General features: G+C 72.0%; 11 protein-coding genes and 1 pseudogene. 2 read left to right on the top strand and 10 right to left on the bottom strand.

The window, feature by feature from the left end; all coding sequences use genetic code 11:
* The 8 genes and pseudogenes from DBR36_RS13820 to DBR36_RS13785 form a co-directional block, all read right to left on the bottom strand.
* A pseudogene (locus DBR36_RS13820) lies at positions 1-279 on the bottom strand (peptidase S8); the annotation flags it as partial.
* Positions 276-794 (bottom strand): DUF501 domain-containing protein, encoded by a 519-nt coding sequence (locus DBR36_RS13815; RefSeq protein WP_108320301.1) that lies wholly within the window; start codon positions 792-794, stop codon positions 276-278. The pseudogene DBR36_RS13820 and the gene DBR36_RS13815, both read right to left, overlap by 4 nt.
* A gap of 51 nt (positions 795-845) precedes the next feature.
* Positions 846-1,439: a septum formation initiator family protein gene (locus tag DBR36_RS13810; RefSeq protein ID WP_108320299.1), complete on the bottom strand. Its 594-nt coding sequence runs from the start codon at positions 1,437-1,439 to the stop codon at positions 846-848.
* A 202-nt stretch (positions 1,440-1,641) separates the two neighbouring features.
* Positions 1,642-2,922 (bottom strand): phosphopyruvate hydratase, encoded by a 1,281-nt coding sequence (gene eno / locus DBR36_RS13805; RefSeq protein WP_108320297.1) that lies wholly within the window; start codon positions 2,920-2,922, stop codon positions 1,642-1,644.
* Positions 2,923-2,984: 62 nt separating this feature from the next.
* The gene (locus DBR36_RS13800) at positions 2,985-3,680 is read right to left on the bottom strand and encodes an O-methyltransferase (protein ID WP_108320295.1); all 696 of its coding nucleotides are present in this window, start codon (positions 3,678-3,680) and stop codon (positions 2,985-2,987) included.
* A 31-nt stretch (positions 3,681-3,711) separates the two neighbouring features.
* Positions 3,712-4,512, bottom strand: coding sequence for a cytochrome c oxidase assembly protein (locus tag DBR36_RS13795; protein ID WP_181373608.1), 801 nt, complete (start codon positions 4,510-4,512; stop codon positions 3,712-3,714).
* A 207-nt stretch (positions 4,513-4,719) separates the two neighbouring features.
* A complete protein-coding gene (locus DBR36_RS13790; protein ID WP_375136082.1) occupies positions 4,720-5,514 on the bottom strand; it encodes an SGNH/GDSL hydrolase family protein in 795 nt (264 codons plus the stop codon).
* A gap of 118 nt (positions 5,515-5,632) precedes the next feature.
* Positions 5,633-7,093 (bottom strand): MFS transporter, encoded by a 1,461-nt coding sequence (locus tag DBR36_RS13785; protein WP_108320291.1) that lies wholly within the window; start codon positions 7,091-7,093, stop codon positions 5,633-5,635.
* 127 nt (positions 7,094-7,220) lie between these two features.
* On the opposite strand from DBR36_RS13785, the gene DBR36_RS13780 reads away from it, so the two are divergent.
* Positions 7,221-8,078 (top strand): helix-turn-helix transcriptional regulator, encoded by an 858-nt coding sequence (locus DBR36_RS13780; RefSeq protein ID WP_108320289.1) that lies wholly within the window; start codon positions 7,221-7,223, stop codon positions 8,076-8,078.
* Positions 8,079-8,211: 133 nt separating this feature from the next.
* Here DBR36_RS13780 and hisS read toward each other — a convergent pair whose 3' ends face one another.
* Entirely contained in the window at positions 8,212-9,459 is a 1,248-nt protein-coding gene (hisS, locus tag DBR36_RS13775) for a histidine--tRNA ligase (RefSeq protein ID WP_219927659.1), read from the bottom strand.
* A gap of 151 nt (positions 9,460-9,610) precedes the next feature.
* Positions 9,611-10,228, bottom strand: coding sequence for a MazG nucleotide pyrophosphohydrolase domain-containing protein (locus DBR36_RS13770; RefSeq protein WP_258222859.1), 618 nt, complete (start codon positions 10,226-10,228; stop codon positions 9,611-9,613).
* A gap of 286 nt (positions 10,229-10,514) precedes the next feature.
* Between DBR36_RS13770 and DBR36_RS18525 the strand changes: the two genes are divergently transcribed.
* The coding region (locus DBR36_RS18525; RefSeq protein ID WP_258222858.1) for a phosphoenolpyruvate carboxylase at positions 10,515-11,519 on the top strand (1,005 nt) is incomplete at its 3' end.

Raw genomic sequence — 11,519 nt, 5'->3', positions numbered from 1 at the left:
GCCCACGCCCGAGACGTCAGTACCGCCGGCGACGGCCCCGCTGAACTCGGTCGGGCCGCGGCCGATACCCGTGTCGATGATCGCGATCTTCTGGCCGGCGCCGCGCGTGGTCTTCCACGCGTCGCGCACGCCGTACTGGTCGAGCCAGTACTCCCCCGCCCGGATCGAGTCGGTCGGGTCCTCGGGCACCGGGTTGGCCGGGGCCTGGGGGGCAGCCGTCGCGCCGCTCAGCACCGCCATGAGAATGACGGATGCCACGACCGCGACGACGCGCTTCATCCGCCTGCCCCAGGGCTCTCGCACGCGCAGCGCTGCGGCGACCAGGTCCCGCGCTCCAGCGCGCGGTCGCCGATCGGATTGACCCCGGGCCCCGCGGCGAGGGCGTGCCCGGCCAGCGCGTGCAGGCACTTCACGCGCGTCGGCATGCCGCCGGCCGAGATGCCGGCGATCTCTTCGGGCTCGCCGTAGGCGGCGCGATCGCGCAGGTACGCCTCGTGCGCCCGCTGGTACGCGGCCTGGAGTTCGTCATCCTCGGCGAGGTCGTCCGAGAACTCCTTCATGACGTGCCCGGCCTCGAGGACCGACATCGCCGCGGTCGCCGCCGGGTGGGTGAGGTAGTAGAACGTGGGGAAAGGACTGCCGTCGTCGAGGCGCGGTGACGTCGCCACGACCGTCGGGTTGCCGCAGACGCAGCGCGCGGCGATGCCGACCACTCCGCGGGGGACGCGGCCGAGCTGCGCCTGCAGGACGGCGAGATCGGCGTCGGACGCGGGAGGAAGCGTTGTGGTAGTCATCGCTCCCAGGGTACCCGTGACCTCCGACACCGGCCCGAGAGCCGGCGCGGCTCAGCCCGCGGCCGGGGTGTCGGCGGGTGCGGGATCGGGGACGCCGATGGTGGGCGTCGTGGGGACCGCGACCTGAGCTGCGCCCGAGGCGGCGACGGAGCGCACGAGCTGCGACATCCAGTCGGTGCGGGTCTGCCCCACGTCGCCGGTGACGTCGTCCTGCTCCTGCGGGGTGGCCGAGGCGGGGAGGTCGTTGTCGATCAGGTACACGATCTCGCCGGGGAAGGTGTATCCCAGGCGTTCACGCGCCTGGGTGCGGATGTACGCGGGGTCCGACCAGCGGTCGCGCTGCATCTGCAGGTCGGACACCTCGGACTGACTCAGTTGGACGGCGCTGCGCAGCGCCTGGATCTGCTGCCGCTGGTCCATGTACGTCCCGACGGTCGGCACCAGCACGAAGGTGCCGAGCACGACGAGACCCAGCATGATGACGACGAAGCCCGAGATCCGGACGCGTCCGAGCCACTCGCGCACGTCGACCCCGCGCTGAGCGGGTGCGCGGCCGCCCGAGGGCGATGAGCGCCGTTGCTTCCCGACGCCGTCTCGGACTGGGGATGCCGTGGGCCGGCGGGGAGGCAGGGTCGGTCTCTCCATGCTCGTCCCCTTTCGTTCAGCCGACGCGGGGCGCCGGACCGGTGGTGAGTCTACGTCGAGGGGTCCGCTCACCCGTCGGACGCGCCGGGGGCCCGGCATCCCCTCGGTCTCGGACCGCACCGCTCGGCGCAGGATCTCCCGGAACGGCCCGGGAACGACGAAGGAGGGGAAGCCCGCAGGCTCCCCCTCCGATGTCGGTCGATCAGCCCTTGAAGCGGGGGAACGCCGAGCGGCCCGCGAAGACCGCGGCGTCGCCCAGGTCCTCCTCGATGCGCAGCAGCTGGTTGTACTTGGCGACGCGCTCGCTGCGGGCGGGCGCACCGGTCTTGATCTGGCCCGCGTTCACGGCGACGGCGAGGTCGGCGATCGTGGTGTCCTCGGTCTCACCCGAACGGTGCGACAGCATGGAGGTGTAGCCCGAGCGGGTGGCGAGCGAGATGGCATCCAGAGTCTCGGACAGCGTGCCGATCTGGTTGACCTTGACCAGGAGCGAGTTGGCGACGCCCAGGTCGATGCCCTGCTGCAGGCGCTTGGGGTTGGTGACGAACAGGTCGTCGCCGACGAGCTGCACCTTGGAGCCGATGGCGTCGGTCAGGTTCTTCCAGCCGTCCCAGTCGTCCTCGGCGAGCGCGTCCTCGATCGTGACGATCGGGAAGTTGGCGACGAGGTCGGCGAAGTAGTCGACGAGCGTGTCGACGCTCCACTCCTTGCCCTCGACCGTGTAGACGCCGTCCTTGTAGAACTCGGTGGCGGCGACGTCGAGGCCGACCGCGATGTCCTGACCGGGGGTGAAGCCGGCCTTCTCGATCGCGCGGATGAGGAAGTCGAGGCCCTCGCGGTTGCTGGGCAGGTCGGGGGCGAAGCCGCCCTCGTCGCCGAGACCGGTGTTGTAGCCGGCCGACTTCAGCTCGCCCTTGAGGACGTGGTACACCTCGGTGCCCCAGCGCAGCGACTCGCCGTAGGTCTCGGCGCCGATGGGCGCGAGGAAGAACTCCTGGAAGTCGATGCCGTTGTCGGCGTGCTCGCCGCCGTTGATGACGTTGAACAGCGGGACGGGCAGCAGGTGCGCGTTGGGGCCGCCCAGGTAGCGGAAGAGGGGCAGGTCGGCACTGTCGGCCGCGGCCTTGGCGACGGCGAGCGAGACGCCCAGGATCGCGTTGGCGCCGGTGCGCGACTTGTTGTCGGTGCCGTCGGTCTCGATGAGGATCTCGTCGATGATGCGCTGCTCGCTGGCCTCGACGCCCTCGATGGCGGGGCCGAGCTCGTCGACGACCGCGGCGACGGCCTTGAGGACGCCCTTGCCGCTGTAGCGGCTCTTGTCGCCGTCTCGCAGCTCGTAGGCCTCGAAGGCGCCGGTGGACGCGCCCGAGGGAACGGCCGCCCGCTGGACGATGCCGTCATCGAGGAGCACCTCCACCTCGACGGTCGGGTTACCGCGCGAATCCAGGATCTCGCGCGCGTTGACAGCCTCGATAAGTGCCACGAAGGACTCCTCGTTGGTTCTTGGGTGGAAGAGGGCGGAGCGTCGTCGGTCCGTCGTCGAGTCTAGTGACCCGCCGCGCCGGACGTGGGGACGGATGCCGTGGCATCCACCACGATGGCCAGCGCCACCCCGTCCCAGCCCTTGCGGTCCAGGGTCTGCAGGGCAGTGGCGTCGAAGCGCGGATCCTCGCCGAGCATCTCGATCCCGCGGCGGGCCCCGCGCACCTTGGGGTCGTCGGTCTGGGCGTCGGCGACGTCTCCCCCGCGCACGACGTTGTCGAGCACGACGACCGTGCCGGGGCGCCCCAGACGGGCGGCCCAGTCGAGGTACACCGTGTTGGATTCCTTGTCGGCATCCACGAAGACGAGGTCGAACGGCTCGCCGCCGTCGAGGGTGGGCAGGACGTCGGTTCCCCGCCCCAGAAGGATCTCGACGCGATCCGCCACGCCCGCGCGTTCGAGGCTCGATCGCGCGATGGCCGCGTTCGCGGGCTCCGCCTCGATCGTCACCACACGGCCGTCCGCCGGGACGGCGCGGGCGAGCCACAGCGTCGAATAGCCGCCGAGCGTGCCGATCTCGAGCACCCGTCTGGCACCCGCGATCCGCGCGAGCAGGTGCAGGAACTTCGCGTTGACGGGTGCCACCTCGATCGCCGGCATCCCCGCGGCGTGCTGCGCGGCGAGCGCGGCGTCGCCGTCGGGATCGGCGCCGACGAGGGTGGCGGTCAGGAACGCATCGACGTCATCGTGGGTGGGCACCCCTCCAGCGTGGCGAGCCGGGGGCCGCGGGTCAACGCTCCCCGCGCAGGTGGGCGCGGGTCATCTCGTCGTACTCCTCGTCCGAGAGGTCGTCGAAGCCCTTGGCCTCGACGCGGTCGGACCGCATCCACCGGATCATCAAAATGACGAGGATCGGCACGTCGGCGAACTCGGCGATGAACCAGATCATGTCGCCGGCCAGGTGCTGGTCGTGCAGCATCGAGGGCCACCAAGAGACGGCTCGCGTGGCATCCGGGATCAGGTCGAGGACGGTGTCGTTCAGACGCAGGAGCAGACCCGGGACGGAGTCGATCAGGAGCTCGACGAAGGCGAGCAGGAATTCGATCGCGATGAAGGTTCCGGTGTGCACCGCGCCCAGCGCCATCATGGGCAGCACCATCGCGAGACCGACGAGGGGGACGACGATCCCGAGCGAGGCCTCGACCACCGGATTAACGCGCAGGATGCCGGCCACCGGCGTGAGGAAGAGGCAAAACACCGCCGCGATGACGACGGTGGCGACCATCGCGTTCCCGAAGATGCGCGTGAGGCGGGAGGCGAGGATCCGCTCGCGCACGGCGCCCGGGACGAGATCGAGCGGACGGCCGGCGGCGATGCCGGCGGGCACGGCGAAGATCAGCAGAGCGATGCGGGTCGAGAACGCCCATCGCAGCTCCGACGAGTACACCCCCAGGAATCCGAGCTCGATCACGGCGTACGGCAGCAGCCCGAGGGCGAAGAAACCGATCGTGCGCGGCAGCGGCCACGGCTCCCCGCCGCGCCGCGGGCGGCGGACCCCGAGCAGGTAGGCGACGGATGCGACGAGCAGCACGCCGAGCGTGAGCGGGTCGGCGCGCCAGGTACTGAGGAAGACATCGATGGGAGGCGTGCCCGCAGAGTACGACGGCTAGCTATGGATCGGCCGGGGGCCGGAGCACGGGCCGGGCCGGGCGGCCGGCGGCGAACCCCTGAGTTCCGTGGGCTGGCGGTACCGGCCGCCGCGCGGACCCGGGTCTCGCGGCGGCGCGGCGATCAGACCTCAGGGCTTCGGCTCGGGCGGCGCCGGGTTCTCGAGCGCGGCCCGCACCGCGGGGAGCAGGGCGTCGGCCGTGCGGCGGTAGCCGAGGGCGCTGGGGTGGAACCGGTCGATGCTGAACATCTCGTCGGGGTTCTCGGCGAACACCGGTCCCACGGCGCGCGCGAGACCCACCACCCGCGCGCCCGCCCGCTGGGCGGCACGGGCCTGCGCCGCCGCGAGCTGCCGCGAGGAGCGTGAGGCGAGGGTGCGCAGCGGCTGCGGCACGGCCCGCAGTGTCCCCAGATCCGGACACGTGCCGACGACCACCGGCATCCCCCGAGCTCTCAGGATGCCGATGGCCTCCTCGAGCTGCGCGGCGGCGCGCGTCGCGGGGACGCGGTGGGTGACGTCGTTCCCGCCCACCACGATGACGGCGACGTCGGCGCGATACCCCGGCGGGAGTTCCGCGAGCTGCGCGGTCAGCGCCGAGGTCTCCGACCCCACGACCGCGGCGGTGCGGAGCCGAACGGGACGGGCGGCGTCGCGCGCGATGCCCTTCGCGAGTCGCGCACCCAGCGTGTCCCGCCGGTGGCCCGCGCCGAGCCCCGCGGCGATCGAGTCGCCCAGCAGCAGCAGCTCGACCGGCTCCCCCGGGTGCTTCTTGCCCCGCCACACTCGGTCGGCGTCCAGAGCCTGCTCCCCCAGTGGCTTGCCGATCCGGCGCCGCGCGATCGCGGCCTGCCGCGAGATGAGCGTCCGCACCGCCACGGCGGTCGCGCCGAGCACGGCGACCGTCGAGGCGGCGGTCAGGGTCACCGGTCGACGCGCACGCATCCTCCGATGACACTCGCCCTCGATGAACGCCCGGTGGACGCGCCGTGACGGTGGAGCGACACCGGGCTCCCGGCATCCTGAGCTCTCGTCGTGTCTGTCATCAGCCGAGATTGCGACGCGCGCGGGAGCGCAGAGCGATCGCGACGATCAGCACTGCCACGGCGAGGACGATGTCGAGGGCCAGTCCCGCGAGGAGTTCGTCGCGTCCGGCGGCGCCGGTGAGGCTGACGAGTCCTCCGATGACGATCACGCCGAACGACAAGGCGAGCTGTTGCGCGGTGCTGAACATGCCGCCCGACAGTCCCGCGGCCTCCACCGGGACCTCGCGGACGACGAGCTGGGTGAGCGGAGAGAAGATCAACGCCTGACCCGCGCCGAGCAGCACGAGCGCGGGCTGCAGCCACAGGCCCACCTCGCTGCCCCACGCCACCGCGAGGGTGCCCGCCATCCCGAGCAGCGCGACGATCTGCAGCGCCACGCCGAGGATCAGCGTCGCGTCGCCGAGACGGCTCTGGATACGGGCGACGGCGAGAGACATCCCCGCGAACACGACTGCGAAGGGCAGCAGCGCCATGCCCGCCTGCAGCGACGTCAGTCCCCCGGCCTCCACGGCTCGCGGGAAGACGTAGAGCAGGGCGGAGTACCCGGCGAAGAACAGCCCCGCGGCGAGCAGCCCGAGCTGCAGGGGGCGCAGGCGCAGCACGCTCGGCGGCAGCAGCGGGACGCGGCCGGAGCGCTCGATGGCATCCTGGTGCTTCCACATGCCCACCAGCGCGACGACGGCCACCACGAGCGCGAGGGCGACGGGCCAGGACCAGTTCCAGACCGGTCCGAAGGTGAGGGCGACGGAGGCGGCCAGGATGCCGAGCGCCAGCGCCGCGGTGCCGACGAGGTCGATCGCGACCACCTCGTGAGCGCGTGAACGCGGCGCGAGCGGGGCGAGGGCGATCGCCGCGACCGCGATGAGCGCGACCACGACGAAGACGGCACGCCACCCCTCGACGAAGCCGAACGACAGCCCGGCGAGCGCTCCGCCGGACACCTGGCCGACCGCCGCGCCGATGCCGCCGCTCGCGCCGAAGGCGGCGATGGCGCGGGTGCGGGCGGATCCTCGCGAAGTCGCCTGGATGGTCGCGAGCACCTGCGGGGTGCACAGAGCGGCCCCGACACCTTGGACGACGCGCGCGGCGATCAGCGTCTCGATCGAGGGGGCGAGGGCGCACGCGATCGCCGAGACGAGGAACAGCCCCATGCCGATCGTGTAGAGGCGGTGTCGGCCGTAGCGGTCTCCGAGACGTCCGCCGAGGATCAGCAGCACGGCGAAGGGGATGCCGTAGCCCGCGACGACCAGTTCGAGAGCCACGTCGCCGGCGCCGAAGCGTTCGCGCAGCGTGGGGAGGATCACCGTCACCGCGTTGAAGGCGAAGGTCCCGGCTCCGGGGCCGACGAGGAAACCGAGGTAACGCCAGGTGGGCACGCCCTCGGCGGCGTCGAGGTCGGGCAGACCGGGGCGGAGCGGCAAGGGGGCGCTGCCGGTGGCGGGCTGTGCGGAGGTGGTCATGGTGCCAGCATGGAACCGGCGGCATCCTGGTACCAGGAGTGCCTTCATCCTGGTACTGAGAGCACTCCCCACCGCGCGAGGACGTGTCGGAGGGCGGTCCTAGGATCGCCGGAGAGGGAGGGATGCCATGAGTCGGTCCGACGACGCCCGCGCCGAGTTCGCGGGGTTCCTGCGCAGCCGTCGGGCGCGCCTGCGTCCCGCCGACGTGGGCCTCCCCGACGGCACACGTCGCCGCGTCGCCGGCCTGCGCCGAGAAGAGGTCGCGCAGCTCGCCGGTGTCGGACTCACCTGGTACACCTGGCTCGAGCAGGGACGCCCGATCGCCGCCTCCGCGCAGGTCGTGGCCGCGATCGCGCGCGCTCTGCTCCTGAGCGACGACGAGCGCGACCACCTGTTCGCCCTCGCCGATCTTCCTCTTCCCGATCGCGAGGCACGCCAGTGCGTCGGGCAGACGCACCTCGACCTGCTCGAGAAGCTCCTGCCCTACCCGGCAGCGGTGCAGACCTCGCGCTTCGACATCCGTGCGTACAACCGCTCGTACCGCTACCTCTTCGACGATCTCGACGACATGCCGGCCGAACGGCGAAACTGCGCGGTGCTGCTGTTCACCGACACGGCGTGGCAGCGCGCCCACGTCGACCTCGACCACGCGCAGCGACGGATCGCGGCTCGCCTGCGTGCGGCCTACGGCCGGCACCACGAGGAGCCCTCGTGGCAGCGTTTCATCGCGGAACTCGAAGCGACGTCGCCGCGCTTCGCGGAGCTGTGGCGGCTGGGGGACGTCGGCGGAGAGCGAAACGCTCCGAAGAACCTCGTGCACGCGCGCGTCGGAGCGCTGCACCTCGAGATGTCGAGCCTGTGGATCGACGAGGGCCTCGGCTCGCGCGTCGTGTGGTTCTCGCCCCGCGACGATGCGACCGCGGCGCGCCTCGAACGGCTCGCGGCCGAGAGTCCGGACGAGGCGGTGATCAGCGCGGTGGCGTAGCCGGTGTGCTCGCCGACGCCAAGCCGGACAGGAGAAGGCCGAGCCCGCCGACGGCGTCGGAACCCACGAGGCCCCCTCGCGTCGACGAGCTCGGATCGTCCGCGGACCCGTCGATCGGCGCGGGCGTGCGGTCTCAGCTCAGGGGACGAAGCTCCAGGGTCTCGGGCGTGGTCCCGACCCCGACGGGAGCGAATGCTCCGTACCCGTCGGCGGCCGAACGCTCGAGCAGCGCCTTCATGTTCTTCGGCCGCTGCTCGACGCGCACCCGCGCACCGCCCTCGACCAGGTGCGACTTGAGCGCGAGCAGCTGCGCCAAGGGCACGTCGCGGTCGTGCACGAGCACCACCGAGCGCTCCCCCGCGGCGTCCGCGTCGGGAAGCAGGTCGACGATCCGCTCGAACCCGATCGAGAATCCCACCGCCGGCACCTGCTGCCCGAGGAACCGCCCGATCATGCCGTCGTACCGACCACCACCGCCGAGCGAGTAGTCGACGCTCGGGTGCGCGAGCTCGAAGATCGTGCCGGTGTAGTAGCCCATGCCCCGGACGAGGAACGGGTCGAACACCAGCGGCGCATCGGCGCCCCGCGCCGCCGCGACGGTCTCCCCGAGCGCGACGAGGTGGGCGATGACCTCGTCCGGGATGCCGGCGGGCAGAGCCGCGCGAATGCCGGCGTCGTCGAAGGTCGGGGTGCCCGCCGGCCGGTCGAGGTAAGAGGCGAGAGCGTCGACGGCCTCGACCGCAGCGCCGCGTTCGCGCAGTTCGGCGACGACCCCCGAGGGACCGACCTTGTCGAGCTTGTCGATCGTGATGAGCACACCGGGGCGCTCCTCGGCGGCGAAACCGAAGACGTCGAGCATCGCGTCGAGCACGCGGCGGTCGTTCACGCGTATGGATCCGCCCTCGAGTCCGAGCGTGTCGAGCACGTCGAGGCTCGCGATCATCAACTCCGCCTCGGCGCGGGCGGAAGCATCGCCGATGATGTCGATGTCGCACTGCAGGAACTGGCGGTAGCGCCCCTTCTGCGGCCGCTCGGCCCGCCAGACCGGAGCCATCTGGATCGCGCGGAACACCGTCGGCAGCTGCGCGCGGTTCGTCGCGTAGAAGCGCGCCAGGGGCACGGTGAGGTCGTACCGCAGGCCGAGGTCGGCGAGAGCCGCGGGATCGTCGGCCGCGGCGCGGATGGCCTCGGCATCCATCCCCCTCTTCAGGATGCTGAACGAGAGCTTCTCGTTGTCGCCGCCGATGCCGGCGTGCAGGCGGTCGTAGTCCTCCATGACGGGGGTCTCGATCTCGTCGAAGCCGTGCGCGCGGTAGCGTTCGCGGATGACGGCGAGCACGCGCTCGCGACGGGCCTTGTCAGCGGGGAGGAAGTCGCGCATTCCGCGCGGCGGGTTCACGGATGCCACAGTGCCATTGTTCCAGGCTCCCGCGGCTCCCCGAGCGCGCGCCGCCGAGCGACCGCGCTCTGCGCCGAGACCGTACGACATCGACGAAACCGCAGGCGAGGGGCGCCCACCGCATACGGTCTCGTCAATCGGATGCGGTTTCGGTGCTCGCCTCCGCTGCGTGCACGTCGGCGCGCAGGGCGCGCAGGCGCTCGCGCAGGGCGCGCTCGGCGTCCCAGCCGCGCGCCCGCGCGAGCTGGACGAGGGCGAGCAAGGCGTCGCCGAGCTCGGCTTCGGACTCGGGGTCGGCGAGTCGGTGATGCGGGGCGTGCACCCCGACCTGCGCGGCCTTGCCGATCACCTTCTGGGCGAGGGCGAGCGAGGGCATGTGCTCGCTGACACCGTCGAGCACGCTGGTGCGATCGTGCTTCTCCGCCGCCTTCGCCGCGTTCCAGTGCACCAGCACCTCTTCGGGCGTGGATGCCACGGCCCCCGCGAACACGTGGGGGTGACGCCGCACCATCTTCTCGGTCAGCCCCCGCGCGACGTCATCGATGTCGAACGGGTCGTCCGCGTCGCCCGCGGCGATCTCGGCGTGGAACAGCACCTGCCAGAGCAGATCACCGAGCTCCTCGCGCAGATCGGCGCGTGTGCCGGACTCGACGGCGTCGATGACCTCAGCGCTCTCCTCGACGAGGTAGGGCACGAGGTCGCGGTGGTCGATGGTCTGCGTCCAGGCGCAGCGCTCACGCACCGCGCGCATCGTCTCGGCGGCCTGTCGCAGCGCGTCCTCGGTCACGGCGTCTCCCTCCCCGGGGCGGCGGTGGCGCCGCTGTCCCGAGTATGCCCCGCGGGGGCGCGCGGCGCGCCAGGGACGGGCCGAAGTCCGGAAGATCTCGGATGCCGCGCGGCGGCGACCGCAAGAATCCGCGGCAACCCCGCCCCGGGCGAAGAATTGTCCGGAGTTCGGACCGCCGCACCGGGGGGAGCACGTCGCACTCCGCCCCCGCGTCATCCGCGCGCAACGGGACGCCGATAATCTGGGGCGTGTGCGAGAACTGACCCCGACCGAGGCCATCGACCTCGTGGGCCGCTTCGAAGCCGGCCAGGAGCTCCCCGAGCAGATGCGCGCCGACGTGCGCCTGCTCGGTTCGCTCCTCGGCCGCGTGCTTCGAGAGAGCGGCTCCCCCGGACTGTACGACGACGTCGAGCGCCTGCGGACGGCGACGATCCAGGCCTACACCGACGAGACGCCCGAGGCGTTCGAGAGGGCTGCCGCGATCGCCGACGGCTTCTCGATCGAGCGGGCCGACGAGGTGGCGCGTGCCTTCACCGCCTACTTCCACCTCGTCAACCTCGTCGAGGAGCACCAGCGCGTGCGCATCCTGCGCGAGCGGGGCGACCGTCCCTCGCGCAGCGGCACGCCCGACACGATCGCGACGGCGTTCGAGCGGCTCTCGAGCGAGGTCGGCGAAGAGACCGCGCTCACGCGTCTGCAGGCCCTGCGCTTCCACCCCGTCTTCACCGCGCACCCCACCGAGGCACGCCGCCGCGCGATCTCCACGAGCATCCGCCGCCTGTCGGAGCTGCTGTCCGAGCACGACGACGCATCCGAGGGCGGCACCGAGAGCCGCCGCGCCGAGCGCCGCATGCTCGAAGAGATCGACACGCTCTGGCGCACCGCTCCCCTGCGTCGCGAGAAGCCGTCCCCCGTCGACGAGGTCCGCTCGGTGATGTCGGTGTTCGACGAGACGCTCTACACCGCCGTGCCTCGCGTCTACCGTCGCATCGACGACATCCTCCAGGGCGAGCACGCCGGCTCCCGCGCTCCGATCGTGAAGCCGTTCGTCCGCGTCGGCTCCTGGGTCGGCGGCGACCGGGACGGCAACCCCTTCGTCACGGCCTCCGTCACCCGCAAGGCCGCCGCGATCGCGAGCGAGCACGTCCTCCTGGGCCTGGAGCGTACGACGCAGCGCGTGGGCCGCGGGCTGACGCTGGATGCCGAGACCACTCCGCCGAGCGACGCTCTCTTCGCGCTGTGGCACCGCCTGCGC

It is taken from the genome of Microbacterium sp. HMWF026 (genome assembly GCF_003061325.1).
In the GTDB taxonomy this organism is placed as follows: Bacteria; Actinomycetota; Actinomycetes; order Actinomycetales; family Microbacteriaceae; genus Microbacterium; species Microbacterium testaceum_E.
Note: the sequence above shows the minus strand (reverse complement) of the source record. Positions and strands in the feature narration are given on the sequence as shown.

What these genes read in the sequence shown, in the direction of transcription:
- DBR36_RS13780 (WP_108320289.1), top strand. Translation starts at nt 7,221, where the DNA reads ATGAGTCGGTCCGACGACGCCCGCGCCGAGTTCGCGGGGTTCCTGCGC.
- DBR36_RS13815 (WP_108320301.1), bottom strand. Translation starts at nt 794, where the DNA reads ATGACTACCACAACGCTTCCTCCCGCGTCCGACGCCGATCTCGCCGTC.
- DBR36_RS13770 (WP_258222859.1), bottom strand. Translation starts at nt 10,228, where the DNA reads ATGCGCGCGGTGCGTGAGCGCTGCGCCTGGACGCAGACCATCGACCAC.
- DBR36_RS13810 (WP_108320299.1), bottom strand. Translation starts at nt 1,439, where the DNA reads ATGGAGAGACCGACCCTGCCTCCCCGCCGGCCCACGGCATCCCCAGTC.
- DBR36_RS13785 (WP_108320291.1), bottom strand. Translation starts at nt 7,093, where the DNA reads ATGACCACCTCCGCACAGCCCGCCACCGGCAGCGCCCCCTTGCCGCTC.
- hisS (WP_219927659.1), bottom strand. Translation starts at nt 9,459, where the DNA reads ATGCGCGACTTCCTCCCCGCTGACAAGGCCCGTCGCGAGCGCGTGCTC.